At 72.0% G+C, this 25595-nt stretch carries 22 protein-coding genes; 15 read left to right on the top strand and 7 right to left on the bottom strand.

Annotated elements, in window-relative coordinates:
- Nucleotides 1-9: 9 nt before the first annotated feature.
- Both N912_RS0105240 and N912_RS0105235 read left to right on the top strand, forming a co-directional pair.
- Nucleotides 10-1065, top strand: coding sequence for an amidohydrolase family protein (locus N912_RS0105240; protein WP_028921609.1), 1056 nt, complete (start codon nt 10-12; stop codon nt 1063-1065).
- Complete coding sequence (locus tag N912_RS0105235) at nt 1062-1745, top strand: iron-sulfur cluster assembly protein (RefSeq protein WP_028921608.1); 684 nt, start codon at nt 1062-1064, stop codon at nt 1743-1745. The genes N912_RS0105240 and N912_RS0105235 overlap by 4 nt, the downstream gene beginning before the upstream one ends.
- On the opposite strand, the gene N912_RS0105230 is transcribed toward N912_RS0105235, so the two are convergent.
- The gene (locus N912_RS0105230; protein WP_028921607.1) at nt 1746-2087 is read right to left on the bottom strand and encodes a MerR family transcriptional regulator; all 342 of its coding nucleotides are present in this window, start codon (nt 2085-2087) and stop codon (nt 1746-1748) included.
- 59 nt (nt 2088-2146) lie between these two features.
- Here N912_RS0105230 and N912_RS0105225 point away from each other — a divergent pair, with 59 nt between their 5' ends.
- From N912_RS0105225 to N912_RS0105215, 3 genes are read left to right on the top strand one after another with little or no spacing between them, the layout of a single operon-like run.
- Nucleotides 2147-2920, top strand: a complete 774-nt coding sequence (locus N912_RS0105225) for an alpha/beta fold hydrolase (protein ID WP_028921606.1) — start codon at nt 2147-2149, stop codon at nt 2918-2920.
- Nucleotides 2917-3717 carry a TIGR03619 family F420-dependent LLM class oxidoreductase gene (locus tag N912_RS0105220; protein WP_037062827.1) on the top strand — a complete coding sequence of 267 codons (801 nt, stop codon included), beginning with the start codon at nt 2917-2919 and terminating at the stop codon, nt 3715-3717. The genes N912_RS0105225 and N912_RS0105220 overlap by 4 nt, the downstream gene beginning before the upstream one ends.
- A 23-nt stretch (nt 3718-3740) precedes the next feature.
- Nucleotides 3741-6920 carry a bifunctional cytochrome P450/NADPH--P450 reductase gene (locus N912_RS0105215; protein WP_037062825.1) on the top strand — a complete coding sequence of 1060 codons (3180 nt, stop codon included), beginning with the start codon at nt 3741-3743 and terminating at the stop codon, nt 6918-6920.
- On the opposite strand, the gene N912_RS0105210 is transcribed toward N912_RS0105215, so the two are convergent.
- Nucleotides 6896-7651, bottom strand: coding sequence for a maleate cis-trans isomerase family protein (locus tag N912_RS0105210; RefSeq protein WP_425415266.1), 756 nt, complete (start codon nt 7649-7651; stop codon nt 6896-6898). The two genes, N912_RS0105215 and N912_RS0105210, sit on opposite strands and share 25 nt — an antisense overlap.
- Nucleotides 7652-7869: 218 nt before the next feature.
- Between N912_RS0105210 and N912_RS0105205 the strand changes: the two genes are divergently transcribed.
- A complete protein-coding gene (locus tag N912_RS0105205; protein WP_028921602.1) occupies nt 7870-9456 on the top strand; it encodes an ABC transporter substrate-binding protein in 1587 nt (528 codons plus the stop codon).
- Nucleotides 9457-9516: 60 nt separating this feature from the next.
- Nucleotides 9517-10251, top strand: a complete 735-nt coding sequence (locus tag N912_RS49625) for an IclR family transcriptional regulator (RefSeq protein ID WP_051579678.1) — start codon at nt 9517-9519, stop codon at nt 10249-10251.
- Between the two features lies 1 nt (nt 10252).
- On the opposite strand, the gene N912_RS0105195 is transcribed toward N912_RS49625, so the two are convergent.
- From N912_RS0105195 to pucD, 4 genes are all read right to left on the bottom strand, one after another.
- Entirely contained in the window at nt 10253-11032 is a 780-nt protein-coding gene (locus tag N912_RS0105195) for a GntR family transcriptional regulator (protein WP_156993168.1), read from the bottom strand.
- Nucleotides 11029-12372 (bottom strand): homogentisate 1,2-dioxygenase, encoded by a 1344-nt coding sequence (hmgA, locus tag N912_RS0105190; RefSeq protein WP_051579676.1) that lies wholly within the window; start codon nt 12370-12372, stop codon nt 11029-11031. Before hmgA ends, N912_RS0105195 begins: the two co-directional genes overlap by 4 nt.
- An 86-nt stretch (nt 12373-12458) precedes the next feature.
- Nucleotides 12459-12734: an ArsR/SmtB family transcription factor gene (locus N912_RS49620; protein ID WP_037063558.1), complete on the bottom strand. Its 276-nt coding sequence runs from the start codon at nt 12732-12734 to the stop codon at nt 12459-12461.
- Nucleotides 12735-12753: 19 nt separating this feature from the next.
- Nucleotides 12754-15075, bottom strand: coding sequence for a xanthine dehydrogenase subunit D (gene pucD / locus N912_RS0105180; protein WP_028921599.1), 2322 nt, complete (start codon nt 15073-15075; stop codon nt 12754-12756).
- 102 nt (nt 15076-15177) lie between these two features.
- On the opposite strand from pucD, the gene N912_RS0105175 reads away from it, so the two are divergent.
- The gene (locus tag N912_RS0105175; protein ID WP_028921598.1) at nt 15178-16176 is read left to right on the top strand and encodes a LacI family DNA-binding transcriptional regulator; all 999 of its coding nucleotides are present in this window, start codon (nt 15178-15180) and stop codon (nt 16174-16176) included.
- Between the two features lie 55 nt (nt 16177-16231).
- Entirely contained in the window at nt 16232-16990 is a 759-nt protein-coding gene (locus N912_RS49615; RefSeq protein WP_051579674.1) for a GntR family transcriptional regulator, read from the top strand.
- A 103-nt stretch (nt 16991-17093) separates the two neighbouring features.
- On the opposite strand, the gene N912_RS0105165 is transcribed toward N912_RS49615, so the two are convergent.
- A complete protein-coding gene (locus tag N912_RS0105165) occupies nt 17094-18086 on the bottom strand; it encodes an amidohydrolase family protein (RefSeq protein WP_028921597.1) in 993 nt (330 codons plus the stop codon).
- Nucleotides 18087-18440: 354 nt separating this feature from the next.
- On the opposite strand from N912_RS0105165, the gene N912_RS0105160 reads away from it, so the two are divergent.
- From N912_RS0105160 to N912_RS0105135, 6 genes are all read left to right on the top strand, one after another.
- Nucleotides 18441-19838: an amidohydrolase family protein gene (locus N912_RS0105160; RefSeq protein ID WP_037062823.1), complete on the top strand. Its 1398-nt coding sequence runs from the start codon at nt 18441-18443 to the stop codon at nt 19836-19838.
- Between the two features lie 20 nt (nt 19839-19858).
- Nucleotides 19859-21205 carry a nucleobase:cation symporter-2 family protein gene (locus tag N912_RS49610; protein ID WP_037062822.1) on the top strand — a complete coding sequence of 449 codons (1347 nt, stop codon included), beginning with the start codon at nt 19859-19861 and terminating at the stop codon, nt 21203-21205.
- A gap of 134 nt (nt 21206-21339) precedes the next feature.
- Nucleotides 21340-22677 carry a nucleobase:cation symporter-2 family protein gene (locus N912_RS0105150; protein ID WP_028921595.1) on the top strand — a complete coding sequence of 446 codons (1338 nt, stop codon included), beginning with the start codon at nt 21340-21342 and terminating at the stop codon, nt 22675-22677.
- The gene (locus tag N912_RS0105145) at nt 22674-23240 is read left to right on the top strand and encodes a UbiX family flavin prenyltransferase (RefSeq protein WP_037062819.1); all 567 of its coding nucleotides are present in this window, start codon (nt 22674-22676) and stop codon (nt 23238-23240) included. The genes N912_RS0105150 and N912_RS0105145 overlap by 4 nt, the downstream gene beginning before the upstream one ends.
- Nucleotides 23240-24613 carry a UbiD family decarboxylase gene (locus N912_RS0105140; protein ID WP_037062818.1) on the top strand — a complete coding sequence of 458 codons (1374 nt, stop codon included), beginning with the start codon at nt 23240-23242 and terminating at the stop codon, nt 24611-24613. Before N912_RS0105145 ends, N912_RS0105140 begins: the two co-directional genes overlap by 1 nt.
- Entirely contained in the window at nt 24610-25575 is a 966-nt protein-coding gene (locus N912_RS0105135; RefSeq protein ID WP_211261130.1) for a CobW family GTP-binding protein, read from the top strand. Before N912_RS0105140 ends, N912_RS0105135 begins: the two co-directional genes overlap by 4 nt.
- Nucleotides 25576-25595: the final 20 nt, after the last annotated feature.

The raw sequence follows: 25595 nt of genomic DNA, 5'->3' as shown, positions 1-25595 counted from the left end.
GGCACCCAGATGTACGAGAAGGATGGCGAAAAGTACTTCGTGGTCGACTCCCACATGCATTTCTGGGACGCCAGCCCGGAGAACTGGGTCGAGGGCCGCGAGGACCTGGCCAAGGGCTGGATCGACTGCTTCTACGGCTACCACCAGCTCGGGCCGCCGGAGACGCGCTGGGAGTGGGAGAAGTACTGCAGGTACTCCGAGGACGACCTCATGCACGACCTCTTCCAGGTCGGCCACGTCGACAAGGCGATCTTCCAGTCGACCTATTTGAAGTACTGGTACAAGACCGGCTTCAACACCGCGGAACGCAACAACCTGCTCGCCGAGAAGTATCCGGACAAGTTCATCGTCAACGGCCGCTGGGACCCGCGAGAAGGTGACGCCGGTATACGCCAGCTCGAGGAGGACGCGAAGCGCTACAACCTCAAGGGCGTCAAGCTCTACACCGCCGAATGGATCGGCGACTCGCGCGGGTACAAGCTCACCGACCCGGAGGCGTACCGGTTCCTGGCCAAGAGCCAGGAGCTGGGCATCACGAACATCCACGTGCACAAGGGCCCGACGATCTGGCCGCTGGACAAGGATGCCTTCGACGTCGCGGACGTCGACCACGCCGCCACCGACTTCCCGGAGCTCAACTTCATCGTCGAGCACGTCGGCCTGCCCCGGATCGAGGACTTCTGCTTCATGGCCGTGCAGGAGCCGAACGTCTACGCCGGGCTGTCCGTGGTGATCGGCGGGCTGATGTTCGCCCGGCCCCGGTTCTTCGCCAAGGTCATGGGCGAGCTGCTGTTCTGGGTCGGCGAGGACAAGATGACCTTCGGCAGCGACTACGGCATCTGGGAGCCGAAGTGGCAGGTGGAGGGCTTCGTGGACTGGCAGATGCCCGACGGCGAGGAGTACAGCGACTATCCCCGGCTGACCACCGCCGGCAAGAAGAAGATCCTCGGCCTGAACGCGGCGAAGCTCTACGGCATCGAGGTGCCCGCCGAGTGCCGGGTGCAGGCGCCCGCGACGACCGCCGGCGAACCGACCCGCCCCGCCGAGGAACTCACCGGCGCATGAGCCCGCCGCCCCGGGACGCCGTCTGGCGGGCACTGGAGACGGTGCGCGACCCCGAGCTCGACGAGCCGATCACCGCTCTGGAGTTCGTGTCGTCGTGCACCGTCTCCGAGGACGGCGTCGCCTCGGTCCGGCTGCGGCTGCCGACCTTCTTCTGCGCGCCCAACTTCACCTGGCTCATGGTGGCCGACGCGCACGACGCCGTGGCCGCCGTACCCGGAGTGACCAGGGCGGACATCGTCCTCGAAGAGCACTTCGTGGCCGAGGTGATCAACCGGGGGGTCGCCGCCAGGTCGGGGTTCGCGACGGCGTTCGGCTCGCAGGCCCGCGCCGAGCTGGACGAGCTGCGCCGCGAGTTCCTCGGCAAGGCCGCGCTCGCCGGCCAGGAGCGGGTGGCCCGGCCGCTGGTGGACGCCGGCCGGACGCCCGCCGAGCTGGCGGCGACCCGGCTCGGTGACCTGCCGCCCTCCCGGGACGCCGAGCGGCTGCGCGCGCGCCGCGCCGAGGCCGGCCTGCCCGCCGGCGACGACGCCCCGCTGCTGCTGCACCCGGACGGTCAGCCGGTCTCGGCCGCCCAGGTCCCGCTGCACCTGCGGCGGGCCCGGCTCACCGCGGTGAGCATCGAGGCGAACGGTGGCACCTGCCGGGACCTGCTGGCCAAGCGGTACGCGGGCTCGGGCTGATCAGCTGGGCAGGTAGGAGGCGAGGGCGCCCCGGGCGGCCCGCAGCGAGCCGATCCGGTCGTCCAGGGCGGCCAGCTCGCGGCGCAGGGTCTCGGCGAGCACCGGGCACATCTCGAGCTCCAACGGGTCTCCGGTTGCGCACGGCAGGGCCTGCCTGATCACCTCGGTGGACAGCCCGGCCGCCAGCAGGGTGCGGATGTGCTGGACGGCGCGCACCGCGTCCTCGTCGTAGCCCCGGTAGCTGTTGACGTCCCGGCGCGGCCGCAGCAGGCCCTGCTCCTCGTAGTACCGCAGCAGCCGCCGGCTCACGCCGGTGCGACGGGACAGCTCGCCGATCAGCATCCGCTATGCCTCGCCCTCGGGTTGACCTTCACATCGATGTGAGTGCTTAACGTCCGGTCATGACCGAACATTTCGCAACGGCTGTGCGCGGGTCGGGTCCGGGCCTGGTGCTCGCGCACGGTGGCGGCGGGAGCATCGCCGGCAACTTCGGGCCGATCATCGACGACCTGGCCCGCACCCACACCGTGGTGGGCTCGGACTATCCGGGCTCGGGGGACACCCCGCGCGCCACTCGACCGCTGGCTCTGGACTTTATGGCGGACGAGCTGGTGCGGGCCGCCGTCGACGCGGGCGTGGGCCGGTTCGACATCCTGGGCTACTCGCTGGGCACGGCGGTCGCGGTGCGCGCGGCGTCCCGGCACCCGCAGCGGGTCACCGGGCTGGTGCTCACGGCGGGTTTCGCGTACCCGAACGCCAGGATGCGGCTGGCGGTGGACATCTGGCGAAGGCTGCTGGACGGCGACCGCACGCTGTTGGCGTCCTACCTCACCTTGGTGGCGACGGGGGACAGGCACCTCGACGCGCTCGGCCCCGGCGAGCTGGAGGACTCGATCAAGGCGCTGGCCGAGTTCATCCCGGCCGGCAGCCGTGAGCACGTCGACCTGGTGGAGTCCGTGGACCTGCGCGCGGAGCTTCCCCGGCTGGCGGTGCCCACGCTGGTCATCGCCACCACGCTGGACGGGCTCGCGCCGCCGGCGTTGTCGCGCGAGCTGGCTGAGGCGATCCCCGGCGCGAAGCTGGTGGAGGTCGAGGCCGGTCACGGCATCGGCGCGGAGGCGCGGGACGCATGGCTCGCCGCGATCCAGGGCTTCCTGGCCAGGGAGAGGGGGTGAGCGTGGACCTTCAGGTGGTGCTGCCCGACGAGTCACCGGAGATGGAGCCGGAGTCGCTGGTCGAGCTGGGGGTGACGGCCGAGCGGCTGGGCTTCCACACGGCCTGGCTGCCCGATCACCTGTTGCCACCGACCGAGTACGGCGAGACCTACGGCGGCGTGTACGAGCCGTTGACCACGCTGGCCTACCTCGGGGCCAGGACCAGCGTGATCGGCCTGGGCACCTCGGTGCTGGTGCTGCCGATGCGCAGCCCGTTCGTCGTGGCCAAGCAGGTCGCCACGCTGGACCGGCTGACCGGCGAGCGGGTCAACCTGGGCGTGGGCGTCGGCTGGGACGAGGTCGAGTACGCGAGCGTGGGCGCGGACTTCGCCGGCCGGGGGCGGCGCACCGACGAGGGCATCGCACTGGTGCGGCGGCTGTTCCGGGGCGACGGTCCGCCCGGGGGCGTGTTCCGGCCGCTGCCGCGCCGGGAGGTGCCGATCACGGTGGGCGGGGTCTCGGACCGGGCGCTGGTCCGCGCCGCCCGGCTGGCCGACGAGTGGCAGGGGTTCGGGCTCACCGCGGCCGGCTTCGCCCGGTGCGTCGCCCGGCTGCGCGAGCTGACCGACCGGCCGGTGCGGGTCGGCACCCGGATCGAGTGGCCGGCGGACGGCACGGACCCGGCCGAGGTCGTGGCCCGGGTGGAGGAGCTGGCCGAGGCGGGCGCCGACGCGGTGGCCGTGCACTTCGGCGGCTACCGGACCTTCGGCCGGCGGATGACCGAGTTCGCCGAGGCCTGGCACCCGCTACGACCCTGACCTAGTGTTATATCATCGCCCGGGTGTCCGCCGAGGAGCCGATCCCGCAGCCCCGACCGCGCCCCCTGGTGGGCAACCTGCCCGACCTCGACGCCGGGAAGGGCATCTTCGGGCTGGTGGAGCTGGCCGACGAGTACGGGCCGATCTACCGGCTGGAGCTGCTGGACCGTGACCTGGTGGTGGTCAGCTCGCGCGAGCTGGTGGACGAGCTGTGCGACGAGCAACGCTTCGACAAGAAGCTGCACACCCCGCTCCAGAACGTCCGCGACTTCGCCGGCGACGGCCTGTTCACCGCCGAGACACAGGAGCCGAACTGGGGCGCGGCACACCGCATCCTGATGCCGGCGTTCGGACCGCCGGCGTTGCGGGACATGTTCGACGGCATGACCGACATCGCCGAGCAGCTGCTGCTGAAGTGGGAGCGCCAGGGGCCCGACCACCGCATCGACGTCGGCGACAACACCACCCGGCTGACGCTGGACACGATCGCGCTGTGCTCGTTCAGCTACCGGTTCAACAGCCTGTACACCGAGCAGATGCACCCGTTCGTCGGCGCGATGGTGCGTTCGCTGGTCGAGGCCGGCGAGCGGGGTCGCCGCCTACCGCTGCAAAGCCGGCTGATGCTGCTCACCCGGCACCAGTACGACGAGGACAAGCGGCTGATGTTCGAGATCGCCGACCAGCTCATCGCCGACCGCCGCCGGCGCCCGCTGCCGGATGGCCGCCACGACATCCTCGACACGATGCTGGAGGCGGCCGACCCGCGCACCGGGGAACGGCTGTCCGACGAGAACGTGCGCTACCAGCTGGTGACGTTCCTCATCGCCGGCCACGAGACCACCAGCGGGCTGCTCACCTTCACGCTCTACGAGCTGCTGCGCAACCCGGACGTGCTGCGCCACGCCCGCGACCACGTCGACGAGGTGCTGGGCAACCGGGCGCCTCGGTTCGAGGACCTGGTCAAGCTGGGCTACCTCGACCAGGTCCTCAAGGAGACCCTGCGGCTGTGGCCGACCGCCCCGGCGTTCGCGGTGCAGCCCTACGAGGACACCGTGATCGGGGGCCGCTACCGGGTGCGGCGGGGCGAGACGCTGCTGGTCCTGACGCCGAAGCTGCACCGCGACCCGGCGGTGTGGGGAGGGCGCCCGGAGGTGTTCGCCCCGGAGCGGTTCGAGTTCGAGCGGGCGCGGGCGCTGCCGACCAACGCGTGGAAGCCGTTCGGCAACGGGCAGCGCTCCTGCATCGGGCGCGGGTTCGCCCTGCAGGAGGCGACGCTGTTCCTGGCGATGCTGCTGCAGCGGTTCGACATCGGCGCGGCGGACCCCGACTACGAGCTGGAGATCAAACAGACCCTGACGATCAAGCCCGACGGCCTCTACATCCGCGCCCGCCGCCGCGACACCGCGATCGTCACCAACCAGGCCGACCGGGCCGACGGGGCGGCGGCGCGCGAGGAGCCAGCCAGGCCGGCGGCCGCGAACGGCATCCCGATCCAGGTGCTGTACGGGTCCAACGCCGGCACCTCGGAGGCGTTCGCCCAGCGCATCGCCAACGACGCGCGGCTGCGCGGCTACAGCTCCACCGTCGACACGCTCGACGGCGCCGCCGGCCACCTGTCCACCGAGGGCGCCGTCGTGGTGGTGTGTTCGTCCTACGAGGGGCAGCCGCCGGACAACGCCCGCGCGTTCCTGGAGTGGGTGCGCGGGCTGCCCGACGGGGCGCTGGACGGCGTCAGGTACGCGGTGTTCGGCAACGGCAACAAGGACTGGGCCCGGACCTACCAGGCGGTCCCGAAGGCTATCGACGAGCACCTGGCGCGCGCCGGCGCCCGCCGGCTGGTCGAACGCGGGGAGGCCAACGCCCGAGGGGACTTCTTCGGCGAGTTCGAGGACTGGTACGCCCGGTTCTGGGCACCTGTCGGCGCCGAGTTCGGGCAGGACACCGCCGAACCCGCGCCGTCCCCGCTGCTGGAGGTCGAGTTCACCGGCGCGGCGCGCGACCCGATCCTGCGTCAGAACGATCTTCAGCTGGGCACCGTGGTGGCCAACCGCGAGCTGGTGGACATGTCGGCCCCGGACGCGCGGTCCAAGCGGCACATCGAGATCGCCCTGCCGGACGGGGAGAACTACCGTGCCGGGGACTACCTCGCCGTGCTGCCGCTGAACCCCTCGGCGGTGGTGGACCGCGCGCTGAACCGGTTCGCCCTGGCCTACGACACCAACACGGTGATCCGCATCGGCGCCGGCGGGCGCACCTTCCTGCCCACCGACGTCCCGATCACCGCCGGCGAGCTGCTGGCCAGCTATGTCGAGCTGTCCCAGCCGGCCACCCGGGGCCAGGTCCGGCAGCTCGCCGACGCCACCGTGTGCCCGCCGGACAAGAAGGCGCTGCTCGCGCTCGCCGATGACGCCGACGCCCACGCCGCCGAGGTGCTGGACAACCGGGTCAGCGTGCTCGACCTGCTGGAACGCCACCCGGGCTGCCAACTGGCCTTCGCCAGCTTCCTCCAGCTGCTCACCCCGCTGCGGCCCCGCCGGTACTCGATCTCCTCGTCGCCGAGGTGGAGCCCGGACCACGTCAGCCTCACCGTCGCCGTCGTCACCGGACCCGCGCTGTCCGGCACCGGCGTCTACCAGGGGGCCGCGTCGACCTACCTGGCCCACGCCCGCCCCGGCACCAGGGTCGCGGTCACCGTCCGGCCCTCGAACGTGGCGTTCCGCCCGCCCCGGTCACTGGCCACCCCGCTGGTGATGGTCTGCGCCGGGACCGGGCTGGCGCCGTTCCGGGGTTTCCTCCAGGACCGCGCGCTGCGCGCCCAGGAGGAGGGCGTGGCACCCGCGCCGGCGCTGCTGTTCTTCGGCTGCGACCATCCCGAGGTCGACTACCTCTACCGCAGCGAGCTCGACGAGTGGGCGAAGGCCGGCATCGCCGAGCTGCACCCGGCCTTCTCCGCCGCCCCGGCCGACGGCGTGCGGTTCGTCCAGGACCGCCTGTGGGCCGACCGGGCACGCGTCGTCGACCTGGTCCGGCAGGGCGCGACGTTCTACGTCTGCGGGGACGGCCGGCGGATGGCTCCCGCCGTGTACGACACCTGCGTGCGCATCTACTCCGAGGCCACCGGGGCCGACCAGGCCGAGGCCGACGCCTGGCTGACCGAGATGCAGCGCGAGCACGCCCGCTACGTGACCGACGTCTTCGCCTGACCGCTCGCGACCGTGAGCAACCGCTGGCCGGGACCGGTCGCGGCAACGCCGACCGCGCGCAGCGCCGCCCAGATGCCCACCTGGTTGGCGGTCACGACCGGTTTGCCCAGCTCCCGCTCCAGGGGCGCGATGAGGTCGTAGGTGGGCAGGGCGGTGCAGCTGACGAACACCGCCTCGGCGTCCGGGTGATCGCCGGCGGTGATGAGCTCGGCCGTGGTGTCGTAGTCCACCGCACCGATCACCCGGGACTCCAGCCCGAGGCCACGGCTCGCCACGACGTCCAGGCCCGCCTCGACGAGAAAGTCGGACAGCCTGGCGCCGATCGGGGCGACGTAGGGGTGCACCACGGCGACCCGCCCGGCACCCAGCGCGCGCAGCGCGGCGACCATCGCCCCCGAGGTGGTGAGCGCGGTGGGAGCGCCGGCGGCGCGCATCGCGTCACACAGCGCGCGCTCGCGCTCCAGCCCACCGACAAAGCTGCACGCCGTGCAGGAGTACAGCACCACCCGGGAACCGATCGGCTCCCGGGTGACCTCGCGGGTCGGCCGGGCCAGCAGCCCGGGATCGTTCAGGTCGGAGACCATCCTCAGGCTGTCGGCCATGGAGACCGGGTCGGTGCGGGCCAGGTACAGCGAGACCTCCTCCGGCGCCCATCGCCACAGCTCACGGTCCCGGGTGAAGTCGAACGAGGCGACAACCCCCACGGCTGTCTGCGGTACCGGCCCTGACATCGCGATCACCATCACCTCCGGAGCCAACCTGTATACCGGACAAGCCCTGGTGCGCGTGCTTGACAGGCGCGAACGGAGAGCTATACCGTCCCGTTTCGCATTCGGAGCATCGCGTTCGATATACGGATCCCCCTGGTACCCCTGATCTACCGTCCGCCGCGATGCGGCCTGCCGTGAGGCGTGCGCCGCCATCAGCGTTCGAGTTGGAGAGGCGCCGTATGGGCAAGTTCGAGCAACCGAGCGGTGTCTCACGGCGGGTGTTCCTGGCCGCCGCCGCGGTTGGCGTGGTTGCCGGTCCGGGCCTGCTGGCGGCGTGCGGTCGCGGCCCGGGGGATGCCGCCGGCGGTGACGCCGGCCCGCCGCGCCGGGGAGGCGCGCTGCGGGTGGGGATGGTCGGCGGCGGGCAGGTGGAGACGCTCAACGTCAACCACTACACGGCCGACATCGGGATCACCCGCCAGCGGCAGCTGTTCGACGTCCTGGTCGGCTTCAACCCGGACATGACCGAGTCGGTCCCCGTGCTCGCCGAGGAGTTCACCCCGGACAAGGACCTCAAGGTCTGGACGGCCAGGCTGCGCCGGGGCGTGACCTTCCACAACGGAAAGGACTTCACCGCCGACGACGTGCTCCACACCATCCGGGGCTGGACCGACCGGGCGAACGACGCGTACGCCCAGATCGGCAAGTTCATCGACCTGCCCCGGCTGCGCAAGCGCGACAGCCACACCGTGGAGCTGCCGTTCACCATCCCGTTCGCCGAGCCGCACGGCGCGCTGGCCTCGCCGCCGTGCATGGTCTACCAGGACGGCGAGAAGGACTTCACGAAGCCGGCCGGGACGGGGCCGTTCAAGCTCACCGCGTTCACCCCCGGCCAGAGCAGCACCATGGTCCGCAACGAGAACTACTGGGCGCAGGGCAAGCCGTACGTCGACGAGCTGCGCATCATCTCCTTCTCCGACGCCACCGCCGCGTTCAACGCGCTGCAGGGCGGCCAGACCGACCTGATGCCGGCGATACCGTTCGCGCAGGCCCGCGCGCTCAAGCAGGGCGGCGGGCGGCTCAAGCTAATGGTCACCCCGCAGCCCAGCTCGACGATGTTCAGCATGGCCACGAACCAGCCGCCGTTCGACGACGTCCGGGTGCGCCAGGCCATGCGGCTGATCGTGGACCGCCAGGCCCTGGTCGACACCGTCTTCTTCGGGTTCGGCGAGATCGGCAACGACCTGCCCGGCCCCGGCCTGCCGCACTACGACACCTCGGTACCGCAGCGGACCCGGGACATCGAGCGCGCCAAGGCCCTGCTCAAGGAGGCCGGCAAGGAGAACCTGACCGTCACGCTGCACACCAACCAGGCCTCGCCCGGCCTGGTCGAGGCGGCGCAGCTGTTCGCCGAGCAGGCGAAGGCGGCGGGCGTGACGGTCACCGTCAAGCAGGAGAACCCGAGCGCCTACTACGACCCGTCCCAGCTGTACCTGAAGATGCCCTTCTACCAGGAGAACAACTCGCCGATCTCCTCGCTGGCGAGCATCTGCATGCTGGACATCACCCAGGACGGGCCGTTCAACGGCACGCACTGGAAGAACCCCGCCTCGGACGCCGTACTGTTCGAGGCGATCGGGTCCACCGGCCCCAGGGCGCAGGAGCTGTGGAGCCAGGTCCAGCGCCAGCAGCACGCCGAGGGCGGCTACATCATGTGGGGCCAGGCGAACTTCGTGGACGCGATGGCGAAGAACGTGCACGGCCTGCCTCGGGACAAGTTCGCCAACGCGGGCAACTGGGCGTTCAAGGACGTCTGGCTCGGATAACCCGTTCGATATACGGATACCGTGCACCGTCTCCGGCACCGCCCGGTCTATCATGGGTCGGTGGCCGAGATCTCGAAGACCGCCGACCAGGCGCTGGCCGCGCTGATCATGCTCAGTGACCGCGGTCCGATGAACCCCGCCGAGCTGGCGCGCGCGCTCGAGCTGAACCGCACGGTGGTGCACCGGCTGCTCTCGACGTTGTTGCGGCGCGGTTTCGTCAGCCGCCACGCCGACCGCTACTCGCCCGGCGCGATCCTGGTGCGGATGGCCGAACGCGTGCAGCCGGGGCTGCGGGTCGCCGCGACGCCGGTGATGAAGGACCTGGCGCGGGACATCGGCGAGACAGTCGTGCTGCACGTGGCCGAGGGGGAGGACGCGGTGGTCCTGCACCAGGTGGTGGCCACCGACAACGTCGTGCGGGTCGAGCACCAGATCGGGTCGCGGCACTCGCTGCGGCTGGGGGCCAGCGGCCGCGCGCTGCTCGCCTTCCTCGACGCCCCAGTCGCGACCCGCGTCACGGAGAAGGCCGACGCGCCCGAGGCGTTGCGCCGCCAGCTCGAGTCCGTCCGGGAGCTGGGCTACTCGCTGTCCCACGACGAGCTGCAGGACGGCGTCTACGGCCTGGCCGTCCCGGTCCTCGCCGAGCCGGCCGGCCAGGCCATCGCCAGCATCGCCGCGCTGGCCCCGATGAGCCGGGGCACCGTGCTCACCCAGCACACCGAGGCGCTGCGCGCGGCGGCCGAGCGCATCGCGCGGGCCTGCTCCGAGCTGCGCACGCCGGTCGACGCGGCCTGAGTCAGCCCAGGTCGACGCTCACCGCGAACCGGAACCTGTCGCCCCGGTAGTGGATGTAGGCGGCGTCGACCACCCGCCCCTCGGCGTCGTAGGTCAGGTTCGCCGAGAGCAGGATCGGGCTCCCCGGGTCGACCGACAGCAACGCGGCCAGCCGGGGGGTGGCGCACTGGGCCTCGACGGAGTTCTCGATGCGGCCCAGCGGAACCCGCAGCCGGTCCCGCAGGATCATCGTCACCGGCATCGTGGCCAGGTCCTCGTCCGTGATCAGGTTGCTGTAGCGGACCGGGACGAAGTTCTCCGCGTAGCTGGTGGCTTCCGGCCCGTCGAAGCGCAGCCGGCGCAGCACCGCCAGCTTGGTCTCCTCGGGGAAGTGCTCGCGCAGCGGCACGGGCACCTCCTCCACGCCTCGGCCGAGCAGCCGAACCTCGTCGGCGGCCTGCTGGGCCAGCACGGTGTCCACCGAGCCGAGCACCCGCAGCGCCCGCGAGCCGGGCGAACCGGGCTTGATGAACGTGCCCCGGCGCCGGTGCCGCATGATCAGCCCGTCCGCCTCCAGCGAGGCCAGCGCCTGGCGAACCGTGGCCACGCTCACCCCGTAGTGCCGGGCGAGCATGGCCTCGGTGGGCAGCCGGATCAGCTCGCTGGTGCGCTGGTACGCCACGAACGCGCGCAGGCTCTGGCTGACCTGGTACCACAGCGGCAGCCGCCCGGACACGTCGGACGGCAGCGGGCCGAGCGTGGTCAGCACGCTGGCGGAGTCGGTCCCGGCCGGGTCCGTCATGGCCGGGGGAACTCCCGGCGGACGTCGGCCCAGACCGCGTCGTAGTCCGGCTGGCGGAAGTCGGCGTCCAGCGCCTGCCGGCTCGGGTCGATCGGCCACCGGGCCTCGAACATGAACGCCATCGTGTCGGCGACCTTCTGCGGCGCCAGGTCGACGGTGCTGGCCTTCTGGTACGTGGCGGCGTCCGGCCCGTGCGAGGTGAACCGGTTGTGCAGGCTGGCCCCGCCCGGCACGAACCCCTCGGCCTTGGCGTCGTACACGCCCCGCACCAGGCCCATGAACTCGCTCATGATGTTGCGGTGGTACCACGGCGGGCGGAAGGTGTCCTCGCCGACCAGCCAGCGCGGCGGGAAGATCACGAAGTCCGCGTTGGCCAGGCCGGGTGACTCGGTCGGCGAGGTCAGCACGGTGAAGATGGACGGGTCCGGGTGGTCGAAGCTGATCGTCCCGATCACCATGAACCGGTCCAGGTCGTACTTGTAGGGCACATACGTGCCGTGCCAGCCGACCACGTCCAGCGGCGAGTGGTCGTACCCGGCCGCCCACAGCCGCCCGCCGAACTTCTGCACCAGCTCGACCGGCCGGTCGTCGTCCTCGTAGGCCGCGACCGGGGCCAGGAAGTCGCGCTCGTTGGCCAGCCCGTTCGCGCCGATCGGGCCGCGCTCGGGCAGCGTGAACGGGTTGCCGTAGTTCTCGCAGACGTAGCCGCGAGCCCGCTCGGTGGTCAGCTCGACGCGGAACCGGATGCCCCGGGGGATCACGACGATCTCCCCGGGCGCGACGCCGAGCCGGCCCATCTCGGTGTGCACCAGCAGCGGCCCCTGCTCGGGCACCACCAGCAGCTCGCCGTCGGCGTTGACGAAGTAGCGGTCGGTCATGCTCGCGGTGGCGCGGTAGACGTGCACGCCGATGCCCGCGTGCGTCCGCGCGTCGCCGTTGCAGCCCAGCGTGAACAGCCCGTCGACGAAGTCCGTTGGCCGCTCCGGGAACGGGACCGGGTTCCAGCGCAGCCGGTTCGGGTTGGGCTCGCAGTCGGCGGCCGGGGCGGTGCGCAGCGTCGGGTGCTCGATCGGGCGGAACGGCGGGTGCACCGCGGACGGGCGGATCCGGTAGACCCAGGTGCGCCGGTTCACCGCGTGCGGCTGGGTGAACGCGCTGCCGCTGATCTGCTCGGCGTACAGGCCCAGCGGCGCCCGCTGCGGCGAGTTCCGCCCGTGTGGGACGGCGCCGGGCACGGCCTCGGAGACGTGGTGGTTGCCGAACCCGGGCAGGTAGTCCAGGCCGGATGACAGACCGTTGGTGTGGATGGCCACCTGGTCGGTGGCGGAGGTGGAACTCACGTCAGATCCCCTGCCTGCTGAGCCGTCTGGAAGTCTCGCGGTGAATACTATGATTCATCGAATCATTCGTAGGGTCAACCGCCGGCTCAGAACCCGTCGAGGTAGTCGCGGACCACGTCCAGCCCGTCGGGGCGGACCAGGAACAGGTGGCGGGTGGACTCCCGGTACTCGGTGACCAGGCCGGCCTCGCGCAGCACCTTCAGGTGGTGTGAGACGGCCTGCTGGGTCAGCGGGACCCGGTCGGCGATCTCGCCCACCGCGCGGGCCTGGTCGCGGACCAGCGCCAGGATGCCGCGCCGGCTGCGGTCGGCCAGCGCCCGCAGCACCGTGTCCAGATGGGCGGCCGGCTCGGCGATGTCCATAGCCGAGACCGTAGCCCGATCAGGCGAAGTCGTCGGGCCGAATGGGCGTTCTGGCCAGCTCCAGGCCGGACGCGTCGCGCAGCGCGTTGAGGATCGCCGGGGTGGCGGACAGGGTGGGCGGTTCGCCGACGCCGTTGAGGCCGTAGGGCGAGTCAGGGTGGGGGAACTCGAACAGCTCGATCGGCATCGGGGGCACGTCGAGGATGGTCGGGATCAGGTAGTCGGTGAACGACGGGTTGCGGATCCGCGCGCGGCCGTCGACCACGATCTCCTCCATCAGCGCCAGGCCGAGCCCCTGGGCGTTGCCGCCCTCGATCTGGCCGAGCACGGCGACCGGGTTCATCGCCTTGCCGACGTCCTGGGCGGTGGCCAGTTCGACCACCTTGACCAGGCCCAGCTCGGGGTCCAGGTCCACCACCGCGCGGTGGGCGGCGAACGCGAACGCGATGTGCGCGTCGCCCTGGCCGGTCTCCGGGTCGATGCCCTGGGTGGGGCGGTGGTGGTACTCGTACACGTGCTCGATGACGTCCGCGCCGATCACCTCGGCCACGGTGGCCTGGCGCGCGCCGGTCATGGTGTCGACCACCGCGTCGTCGCGTAGGGCCAGGGTGGCGGCGGGGCGGGACAGGTGGGCGGCGGCGCGGGCCAGGACGTCCCGGGCCACCCGCCGGCAGGCGCCCTGGACCGCGCCGCCGGACATCCAGGTCATCCTGGACGCGGACGCCGAGCCGGCGTCGCCGATGCGGGTGTCCGCCGGGAGCACCACGATCCGGGACACGCCCAGCTCGGTGTGCGCGATCTGGGCCTGCACGGTGGTGATGCCCTGGCCGCACTCGGCCGCGGCGGTGTGTACCGACACGGTGGCCTCGCCGCCGGCTGGCGCCGCGCTCAGCGTGACCCGGGCGGTGGAGATGTCGTCGACCCCGCCGGAGTAGCCGATGGCCTTGACCCCGACCGCGTACCCGACGCCTCGGCGCACGTCCTCGCTCCGGGTCGTGTTGCCCACGCCGCCGGGCAGCTCGCGTGGGTCCCGCCGGCCGTCCGCGTCGCCCGGAGGGAGGGGACGGTCGCGCAGGCTCAGCAGCAGCTCGCGCACCGGTGCCGGGCCGTCCACCGCCTGCCCGGTCGGCAGCACCGTGCCGGTGCTCATCGCGTTGCGCAGCCGCAGCTCCAGCGGGTCCAGGCCCAGCTCGCGGGCGAGCTTGTCCATGTTGGACTCGCAGCCGTAGGTGGACTGCACGGCGCCGAACCCGCGCATCGCGCCGCACGGCGGGTTGTTGGTGAGCACCGCGATGCCGTCGATCTCGGCGTGCGGGACGGCGTAGGCGCCGGCGACGAAGTACGACGCGTTGGCGATGACCACGGGGGAGGTGGAGGTGTAGGCGCCGCCGTCGAGCAGCAGCCGCGCCTTGACGTAGACCAGGGTGCCGTCGCGGCGCGCGCCGTGCTCGAACCGCATCCGCGCCGGGTGCCGGTGCACGTGGCCGAAGAACGACTCGTACCGGTTGTAGACCATCCGCACCGGCCGGCCCAGCCGCAGCGCCAGCATGCAGGCGTGCACGTGCACCGACAGGTCCTCGCGCCCGCCGAAGGCGCCGCCGACCCCGGCGAGGGTCAGCCTGACCTTCTCCGGCGGCAGGTCCAGGCAGGGCGCGATCTGTTCGAGGTCCTTGTGCAGCCACTGCGAGGACACGTACAGCTCGACGCCGCCGTCCTCGGACGGGACGGCCAGCCCGGACTCCGGACCGAGGAACGCCTGGTCCTGCATGCCGACCTGGTAGTCGCCGGTCACCACGACCTCGGCGAGCTCCCGCGCCAGCGCCATGTCGCCGTGGCGGATCTTGACGTGGCGGACCAGGTTGCCGCCCTCGGCGAGCGCGCGGGTGCCGGGGTCCAGCGCCGCTTCGGGGTCGGCCACCGGGTCGAGCTCGCGGTACTCGACGCGTACCAGCGCGGCGGCCCGGCGCGCGGTCTCCACGTCCTCGGCCGCTACCAGCGCGACCGGTTCGCCCTGGTAGCGCACCTCGTCGATGGCCAGCACGGGCTGGTCGGCGACCTTCATGCCGTAGCGGGCCGCGCCGGGCACGTCCTCGTGGGTCAGCACCGCGTGCACGCCGGGGTGGGCGAGGGCCTCCCTGGTGTCGATCGAGACGATGCGCGCGGCGGCGTGCGGGCTGCGCACGGTGGTGCCGAACAGCGCGCCGTCGATCCACAGGTCCGAGGAGTAGGCGAACTGGCCGGTGACCTTGAGCGTGCCGTCCGGGCGGGTGACGTCTTCGCCGACGGCGCCGGCCTGGCGGGTCTCGGCACCGTGCGCGAGGCGGTTCACCGGTGTGGGCATGGCGTCAGCTCCCGAGACGTTGTCAACTCGTGTAGATGAGGACGGATTCAACACGTGTAGCTCCGCCGAGGTCAAGGGTCGGTCACCGGCTACGCTGGGCCGATGCAGCGGGTGACCCGCGACGACGTCGCGCGCCGGGCGGGCACCTCGCCCGCCGTGGTCAGCTATGTGCTCAACAACGGCCCGCGCCCGGTGGCCGCCGCGACCCGGGCCCGGGTCCAGACCGCGATGGCGGAGCTGGGCTACCGGCCGAACCTGGTCGCCCGCGCCCTGCGCTCCGCGCGCAGCCACACCATCGGCCTGGTGGTGCCGGACAGCACCGAGCCGTTCTTCACCGAGCTGGTGCACGCGGTGGAGCGGGCTGCCTATGCCGAGGGAATGCTCCTGCTGCTGGGCAACTCCGGGTTCTCCCGCGCCCAGGAGAACCGGTACGCGACCACGCTGGCCGGCATGCGGGTCGACGGCCTGCTGCTGGTGCGGGCCGAGGTCTCGGGGGCCGAGCCGGAGCCGGCCGGGTTCGACGTGCCGGTGGTGTACCTCAACCACCGGGCTCCGCGCGGCGTCGACGCCACCTCGGTGCTGCTGGCCAACCGGCGGGGCGCGCGGCTGGCCACCGAGCACCTGATCGGCCACGGCCACCGCCGGATCGGCTGCCTGACCGGCGACGCCCGGACCGGCCCGGTCGCCGACCGGGCGCACGGGTGGGCCTCGGCGCTGCGCCGCGCCGGGCTGGACGCCTCGATGGTGCTGCGCACCGGGCTGACCCGGTCCGACACCCGGGACCGGGTCCGCGACTGGCTCGGCTCTCCCGGGCGGCCGGAGGCGATCATGGCGACCGCCGACGGCCTCGCGCTGGACGTGCTGAGCGTGGCGCAGGAGCTGGGGCTGCGGGTGCCGGAGGAGCTCGCGGTGATGGGCTTCGGCGCCACCGCCCCGTCCGCGCATAGCTGGCCGCCGCTGAGCACCGCGGGGCTACCCTTCGACGACATCGGGACCGCGGCCGTGGCCACCCTGAACGCGGTGCGCCGCACCGGGCGGCGACAGCGGGACCGGGTGCTGGATGTCCGCCGGGTGCCACGCCGGAGCTGCGGCTGCCGCTGAGCCCCGCCGACGGCCAGCGGTATCGTCGCGGGGTCCATCGATCGGGGGTGACGCCGTGCGGTTGCCGTATGCCCTCGACCGCGTCGCGCCGGGCGCGCGGCTGGCCGAGCGCACCTACGAGACGATCAAGTCCGCGATCCTGACCAACCGCCTGCCGCCGGGCACCGCGCTGAGCGTGCCGGAGCTGGCCCGCCAGCTCGGGGTGAGCCGCAGCCCGGTCCGCGAGGCCGTGCAGCGGCTGATCTACGACGGCCTCGCCACCCACGCGCCGAACCGGGGCGCCGAGGTCAGCACCGTCGACATCGAGGACCTGCGCCAGCTCTACGTCGTCCGCGAGCAGCTCGAGGGCCTCGCCGCCCAACTGGCCACCGCCCACCTCGACCCGGACAGCCTGGACGAGCTGCGCGCCATCCTGGCCGAGCACGAGCGCGTGCTCGCCGAGGGCGCCGGCGGCGCTGACGGTGCTGACGGTGCGAATGGCGCCGACATCGAGGCCCACATCGACCTGGACCGCCGCTTCCACCGAACCCTGCGCGAGCTGGCCCGCAACCCGCACCTGAACGCCGCCCTGGAGCCGATCGCCGGCCGCTCGCACTTCGCCCTGCACTCGCTGTGGCGCAGCGCCGACGCCCCGAGGCTCGCGCTGGACGAACACCAGCACATCCTGGACGCCATGATCGCCGGCGACCCCGAAGCCGCCGGCGAGGCCGCGCGGCGCCACATCGCGCGGCTGCGGGTCCGGCTGTCACAGGCCAGGCCGCGCAGCCCGGACCCGGCACGGCCCCGCCGCCGCTCCCGCGCGTCCGCCGGCTGACCGAGGCCAGCCGGCGGACCGCATATCTACCTGGGACGCCGCACACCCCGCACCATGCGCGACACCCCAACAAGCCGAGCGACGCGCTCAGCCGTAGCGGCGGTCAGGCGCGGGCGGCGGTGGCCTCCTCGGCCCAGGCGGACGGGGTGTAGTCCGCGTAGTGGTCGGCGTGCGTGTTCGCCGCGGAGGCCTGGACGAGGTCGCCGCGCAGGTAGGCCTCGGCCTCGGCGACGTCCTTGGGCGGCGGGGTGGGCTGCAGGCCGAGCAGCTTGGCCATGTTGTTGCCGAGGTAGCCCTCCAGGTCGTCCTCGGACAGGCTCAGGCCCTGCGGCGGCTCGTGGCAGAGCACCTCCAGCTCGCGGGCCCACATGCCGGGCTCGTTCGGCGGGGAGTCGGTGCCGAACACGAGCTTGCTCTTCTTCATCTCCTTGGCGAACTCGACGATGCGCGACTGCAGCAGCCAGCCGGACTCGCCGATCACGTTCTGCGAGTCCTGGATCATCCAGAACGCCTCGAAGCAGTACACCCCGCCGGTCTGGATCCCGAAGTGTCCCAGGATGAAGGTGACCATGGGGAACTCGCGGATGATCGGGTAGAACTGGGTCGGGATGGAGTACGGGCCGTCGCCGGTGTGGATCAGCACGATCACGCCGAGGTCGGCGCACACCCGCAGCGCCGGCCGCAGCCAGTCCAGCGCGCGGTCCGGCCGGTAGGAATGCATGTTGGCGTGCAGCTTCATCATCTTGTAGCCGTATTCCTTGACGTGGAACGCCAGCTCGGCCGCGCCGTTCTCGGGGCCGAAGCGCGGGTTGTACATGAAGTTGCCGACGAACCGGTCGGGGTAGCGCTGCACCAGCTCGGTGACGTACGCCTGGTAGTCGCGGATGCCCTCGCGGCCCGAGCGGTTGCCGTCGCGCCAGGCCGTGTTGCCTGGTGGGGGCATGATGCAGGAGACGTCCACCCGGCGGGGCTTGCCGTTGATGGGGAACGGCCCGTCCATCATGGCGAGGGTCCGCTCGCCGGTGAAGGGCGTGCCGGTGTGACGCCACGCCTCGTCGACCAGGTTGGTCGGGTGCACGTGCGTATCGATGATCACGAGAGCCTCCTCGAGGATCAGGTCATGGGACTCCCCGGCCGCGAACCATCGCACCTACGGGCCGCCGCATCCTGCGGGCGCCTCGATTCTGGGCACCGCTTGGAGCCGCTGTCAATTAATTGCATGTAATTCTTCGGCCAGACGGCACGCAGAGCCCGACTCGGGCCAACCGCGGACCCTGAGCCGAGGTCTTGACAGGCGCGCGGTGATCTGCGTTACATGTAGTCCTCGCCGGTGACCTCCCTTCCCGGGTTAAACCGTTCGGCGCAACGACGCCCCGCCAGCCGGGGCCGATCGGCTCGACAACCCACGGGATGAGGGCGGCCCCGACCGCCCGGGAAGCTGGGCGCGCGAATGTCCGATGTGAGCTGTACGCAACCCGTCGAACGCTGCGACCTGCTGCTCACCGGCGGCGCGGTGGTCACCGTCGACGACGACCGCGCCGTGCACGAGCGTGGCGCCGTCGCGGTCCGGGGCGACCGGATAGCGGCGGTGGGCACCGAGCGGGAGCTGGCCGGCTGGCGGGCCGACACGGTGCTGGACTGCCGGGGCAAGGCGGTGCTGCCGGGCTTCGTGGACGGCCACTCGCACCTGTTCCAGGCGCTGGCCAGGGGCCTCGGCGAGGGCATGTCCATCGTGCCCTGGCTGTGCGAGTTCATGTGGCCGTACTCGATAGCCCTGACCGGCGAGGAGGCGGTCGCCGGCGCCCGCCTCGGCGTCGTGGAAGCACTCCGCGCCGGCATCACCACCGTGGTGGACAACCACTACGCGCCCAGCGACCTGGCCACCACGCTGGCCGTCGCCGACGTCATCGAGCACGCCGGCCTGCGCGGCGCGGTCGCCAGGGGGATGGCGGGGGAGCGCACCGAGATCGCCGCCCGCCGGGGCCAGCCCGACGGCCTGTTCCGCTACTCGAACGCCGACGAGCTGGTCCTCACCCGCGACGCCATCGGGCACCGCCCGCCGGGGTCGAAAGTCGAGGTCTGGCCGGCGCCGCTGAACCTCACCTACGTCGGCCAGCGCCTGGTGCGGTCCGCCGTCGAGATGGCCCGCGAGCTGGGCACCCGCTGGCACACGCACTGCTGCGAGGGCGCCTCCGACCCGTCCGGCTACCTGGAGGCCTACCGCACCCGGCCGGTGCAATGGCTCGCCGACGAGGGCCTGCTCGATCATCACGCGACGCTGGCGCACGCCGTGTGGCTGGACGACAAGGACATCGAGTCGATCGCCGAGGCGGGCGCCGGCGTCGCGCACAACCCGACGTCCAACGCCTACCTCGCGTCCGGGACCATCCGGCTGGCCGAGCTGCGCGGCCGTGGCGTCCCGGTCGCGCTCGGCACCGACGGCCCCAGCTGCGGGCATCGGCAGGACCCGTTCGAGTGCATGAAGCAGTCGGTGTTCGCGCAGCGGCTCGCCACCCTGGACCCGACGGCGATGCGCGCCGAGGACGCCCTGGAGCTGGCCACCCGCGAGGGCGCCCGCTACGCCGGGGTGGACGCCGGCGTCCTGGCCCCGGGACGGCTGGCGGACATCGTCGTGGTGGACCTGGACCGCCCGCACCTGCGCCCGCTCAACCGCCTGGTCAGCCAGCTCGTCTACGCCGCGCGGGGCGCCGACGTGGACATGACCATCGTCGGCGGCCGGATCGTCTACGCGGACGGCCGCTGCCGCCTGGTCGACCAGGACGAGGCCATGGCCGACGCGCAGCACCACGCCGACCGGCTGCTCGCCCGCACCGGCCTGGGCCGCTGATTCCCTCCTGGAGGAGCACCATGCGAATCCGCGCACGCGACAACCACGACCCCGTCGACGCCATCCCGCGAGTACGACAACTCGTCCCGCTCGGCCTGCAGCACGTGCTCGTCGCCTACTCCGGCATGGTCACCGTCCCGCTGCTGATCGGGCTGGGGGTCGGGCTGTCCAGCGCCCAGATCGCCACCCTGGTCACGGCGAACGTGCTGGTCAGCGGGGTGGCGACGGTGCTGCAGACGCTGGGCATCGGCAACGTCGGGGTCCGGATGCCGATCGTGATGGGCTCGACGTTCACCGGCATCACGCCGGCCATCATCGTCGGCAAGGACGCCGGCCTGCCGGCGGTGTTCGGCGCGACCATCGTGGCCGGCGTGCTCACCTGGCTGGCCGCGCCGTGGTTCAGCCGGCTGCTGCGGTTCTTCCCGCCGATCGTCACCGGCACGATCATCGCCATCATCGGCTTCTCGTTGCTGCCGTCCACCGCCACGTTGATCGCCGGCCCCAACCCGGCGGCGCCCGGGTACGCCGCGCCGGCCAAGCTGGCGTTGGCGCTGGGCACGATCGTGCTGGTGGTGGTGTTGGAGCGGTTCCTGCCGCCGGCGGTCGGGCGGTTCGCGATCCTGATCGCGCTGGTGGTGGGCACGCTGGTGGCCTGGCCGCTGGGGATGACGGACTTCACGGCGGCGGCGTCGGTGCCGCTGTTCGGCATCGTGCAGCCGTTCCAGTTCGGCTGGCCCACGTTCACCGTGGCCGCGATCCTGCCCATGCTGGTGGTGCAGCTGGTGAACATGGTGGAGTCCACGGGCGACACGCTGGCGATCGGGCAGATCGTCGAGCGACCGACCGGGCCCCGCGAGGTGGCCCGCGCGCTGCGCGCCGACGGCGCCGGGACCGCGCTGGCCGGCGTGTTCAACTCGTTCACCATCGTGACCTTCGGCGAGAACGTCGGGCTGGTCAGCATCACGCGGGTGATGAGCCGGTTCGTGGTGGCGGTGGCCGGGCTGATCCTGGTGGTCATGGGCCTGATGCCCAAGCTCGGCGCGGTGGTCGCGGCGTTGCCGGGCCCGGTGCTCGGCGGTATCGGGGTGGTCATGTTCGGCACCGTCGGCGCGGTCGGGGTGCGCATCGCCATGCAGGCGGACCTGAGCCGGGCGCGCAACATGCTGATCGTCGCGGTGTCGTTCGGGTTCGGGCTGATGCCGGTGGGCGCGCCTGGGTTCTATGCGAACCTGCCCGGTGCCGCGCAGACCGTGCTGTCCAGCGGCATCGCCGCCGGCGGCATCGCGGCGTTCCTGCTCAACCTGCTGCTCAACCACCGCGCGGGCGGTGACAGGACGCCGGAATCGGCGGCCACCCTTGACGACTGAACGACATTACATGCAATATCTCCGCACGCTGCGGCTCTGAATCCACCCATCGCCCCGTAGGTGCATCGGTCAACGAACCGAGCGGCCGGGGGCCGCCGGCAACGGCGCACGGCCTTCCGACGAGGTGAGGGAACATGGTTCAGCATCGGGAAACATCCGTCGACCAGCGGCTGCCGCTCGGCGCCACCTTCCTGTTGGGCTTCCAGCACGTGCTGGTCATGTACGCCGGGGTCGTGGTGGTGCCGATCGTGGTCGGGGCCGGGCTCGGGCTGGGCTCCGAGCAGGTCGCCGCCCTGGTCAGCATCGACCTGGTGCTGGCCGGCATCGGCACCCTGCTGCAGGCGCTGGGGCTGTGGAAGTTCGGGATCCGGATGCCGCTGGTGGTCGGGGCGGCGTCCAACGGCATCGTGCCGATGGTCCTGGTCGGCCAGAGCCAGGGGATGGGCACCGTCTACGGCTCGCTGCTGGTCGCGGGCGTGGTGTGGATGCTGGTGGCGCCGCTGTTCAGCCGGCTGCTGCGGCTGTTCCCGGCGGTGGTCACCGGCACGGTGATCACCTTGATCGGGTTGACGCTGATCCCGGTCGGGCTGCGGCTGATCGCCGGGCCGGACCCGGCGGCGCCCGGCTACGGCGACCTGGGCAAGCTCGGTTTGGCCACCTTCACGATCGCGCTGATGGCGCTGTTCTACCGGGTGTTCAGGGGCCTGCTCGGCCAGCTGTCGATCCTGCTGGCGATCGTGCTCGGCGCGATCGCCGGTTGGGTGTTGGGGCTGGGCAGCCTGGCGCAGGTGGGCTCCGGCCCTATCGTGGCGATGATCTCGCCGCTGCACCTGGGCGAGCTTCGGTTCCACGTCCCGTCCATCCTGCTGTTCCTGATCATCGTGTTCGTGCTGATGGTCGAGGGCTCCGGGCAGGGGCTGGCGGTCGGCGAGGTGGTCGGCAAGCCGGCCGGGCCCCGGGACATCGCCGGGTTGCTGCGGGTGGACGGGCTGCTGACCGCCCTGAGCGGGGTGTTCGGCGGGTTCGCCTACACCACGTTCGGGCAGAACATCGGGCTGATCGCGCTGACCGGGGTGCGCAGCCGGTACCCGGTGGCCGTCGGCGGCGGGATCCTGATCGTGCTCGGGGTCGTCCAGCCGGTCGGCCGGGTGGTCGCGGCCATCCCGCAGCCCGTGGTCGGCGCGGCCGCCGTGGCCACCTTCTCCGCGCTCGCCGTGTCCGGCATGCACCTGCTGTCCAAGGTCGACTTCACCCGGCCGGGGAACCTGCTCATCGTCATGCTCTCGCTGGGCGTCGGCCTCATCCCGGCCGTGGCGCCGAACTTCTACGCCCAGATGCCGGCGGTGACGCAGACGTTCTTCAAGAGCGGCGTCGCGACCGGGACGATCGTCGCCGTCGTGCTCAACCTGGTCTTCCACGTGGCGGTGCGGGACCGCCCGGAGAGCCCCGCCGTCGCCGGGAGCCACGGATGAACCGGCTGGTGGTCGGCATCACCGGGGCCAGCGCGCCGCAGCTGGGCATCCACCTGTTGCGCTCGCTGCGCGCGCTGGGCGGCGTCGAGACCCACCTGGTGATCTCGCGGGCGGCGCACCGGACGATCGAGCTGGAGACCGGGCTGACGCCGTCACAGGTCGCCGAGCTCGCCGACGTGCACCACCGGCGCGGCGACATCGCGGCCAGCATCGCGTCCGGGTCGTTCCCGACGATCGGCATGGTCGTGGTGCCGTGCTCGATGAAGACCCTGGCCGGGATCGCGCACGGCTACGGCGACGACCTGTTGAACCGCGCCGCCGACGTCACCCTCAAGGAGCGCCGGCGGCTGGTGCTGGTCACCCGGGAGACGCCGCTGAGCCTGGTGCACCTGCGCAACATGGTGGCCGTGACCGAGGCCGGGGCCACCGTGCTGCCGCCCACGCCCGCGTTCTACCAGCGGCCGACCGAGATCGACGACCTGCTCGGGCACCTGAGCGGGAAGGTGCTCGACCAGTTCGGCATCGCCCACGACCTGTACCGCCGCTGGCGAGGAGCCGCCTGATGTCCGCACGGCAGGACCCGCACGCCTTCCTTCGCGACTACCTCGCCGAACATTCCGACGACGTGCTGGTCGTGGACGGCCCGGTCGCGGCGGACGAGGGCATCACCGGCCTGATCTACGAGCTGGCCGAGCGCGGGCGCCACGACATGCTGTGGTGCCGGAAGGTGGCCGGACTGGACGTCCCGGTGCTGAGCAACGTGTTCGCCTCCCGCGAGCGGGTCGCCCGGCTGTTCGGGGTGGACGCGAGCCGGCTGCACGAGGCCTACCAGCAACGGGCCGAGCGCCCGCTGCCGCCGGCGGTCGTCGACGACGGCCCCGCGTGCGAGGTGGTGGTCTCGGGCGCGGACGTCGACCTGGGCGCGGTGCCGATGTTGCGCCACTTCGCCGGCGACCGCGCGCCGTACATCACCAGCGGCATCATCGTCGCCGAGGACCCGGACAGCGGCGTCGGCAACCTGAGCTACCACCGCGCGATGGCGCACTCCCGCACCGAGCTGGCTACCAGCCTGCACTCGCGCGGCGACCTGTGGCGGATGCTCGGGCGCTACGCCGAGCGCGACCGGCCGATGCCGGTGGCCATGGTCGTCGGCGGGCACCCGCTGTTCATGCTCGCCGCCTCCGCCCGGGTCGGCTACCAGGTCGACGAGCGGGCCATCGCGGGCGGCCTGTTCGGCGAGCCGCTGGAGGTGGTGCGCACCCCCGCGCACGGGATCGCGGTGCCGGCCTGGTCGGACTTCGTGCTGGAAGGCACCATCGACCCGGCCGCGCGCGCCGAGGAGGGGCCGTTCGGGGAGTTCTCCGGCTACTCCTCCGACCGCTCCACCAACAACGTCCTCCGGGTGGAGACGATCATGCGCCGCCGCGAGCCGATGCTCGTCGACGTGGTGGGCGGCAACACCGCCGAGCACCTGAACCTGGCCCGGATCCCCCGGGAGGCGGAGCTGGCGGAGAAGATCAAGGCCCGGTTCCCGGACGTGACGGCGCTGCACTACCCGACGTCCGGGACCCACTTCCACGCGTACGTGGCGCTGCGCCAACAACGCCAGGGGCAGGCCCGCCAGGTGCTGCTGGCGCTGCTCGGCTGGGACCCGTACGTGAAGACGGCGGTCGCGGTGGACCACGACGTGGACCTCACCCGCGACGCGGACGTGCTGTGGGCGCTGGCCACGCACTTCCAGCCGCACCGAGACCTGTTCACCGTGGACGGCCTGCCCGGCTCCCCGCTGGACCCGTCCTCCGGCGGCGACGGCACCACCTCGCGGATGGGCCTGGACGCCACCCGGGGCCCGGACTTCCACGGCACCCGCATCGTCGTCTCCACCGCCGCGCGAGCCGCCGCCCGCGTCCTACTCTCCGAAGGAGAATCAGCGTGACCGCGACCGCCGAAAAGATCCCGGTGACCGTCCTGACCGGCTTCCTGGGCTCGGGCAAGACCACCCTGGTCAACCACATCCTCACCGCCCGGCACGGCCACCGGATCGCCGTCATCGAGAACGAGTTCGGCGACATCCCGATCGACAACGACCTGGTGCTCGGCGGCGACGAGAAGATCATCGAGATGAGCAACGGCTGCTGCCTGTGCTGCACCGCCCGCACCGACCTCATCGAGATCCTGCGGTCCCTGCTGGAACGCCCCGAGCCGGTGGACAGAATCCTCATCGAGACCAGCGGCATGGCCGACCCGAACCCGGTCGCGCAGACGTTCTTCGTCGACGACGAGATCGCCGCCCGCTTCGAGCTGGACGCGATCGTCACCCTGGTGGACGCCAAGCACGTCGACGCCCACCTCGACGAGGTGGACCACAACGGCGTCGGCCGGCAGGTGTTCGACCAGATCGCCTTCGCCGACCGCATAGTGGTCAACAAGGTGGACCTGGTCGGGGCGGGCGAGGCGCGCGCGGTCACCGACCGGATGCGCGGCATCAACGCCACCGCGGAGATGCTGACCTCCAGCTACGCCCGGATCGACCTGTCCCGGATCCTCGGCGTCGGCGCGTTCCAGAACTCCAGCGAACCCGAGTTCGAGCACCCGCACGACCCGACGCTCGCCTCGGTCGCCGTCGAGCTTGACGGCGAGCTGGACAGGTCCGCGTTCGACGCATGGCTGGCCGGATTCGTCCACGCCCGAGGCGACGACCTGTACCGGCTCAAGGGCGTGATCGCCGTAGCCGGCGACGACCGACGCCTCGTCCTCCAGGGCATCCACCACATCGTCGACGTCCACCCAGGCACGGCCTGGAGCTCGACCCCCCGCCGCACCAAGGTGGTGGCCATCGGCCGCGACCTGAACCAGTCCGCCCTACAGGCCGGCCTCCGCACCTGCCTCGCGCGCTAACCCCTCCGCGAGTCGGGGAT

Origin of the sequence: Actinospineispora acaciae DSM 45401 (assembly GCF_000620785.1) — a bacterium.
Lineage (GTDB): Bacteria > Actinomycetota > Actinomycetes > Mycobacteriales > Pseudonocardiaceae > Pseudonocardia > Pseudonocardia acaciae.
Note: the sequence above shows the minus strand (reverse complement) of the source record. Positions and strands in the feature narration are given on the sequence as shown.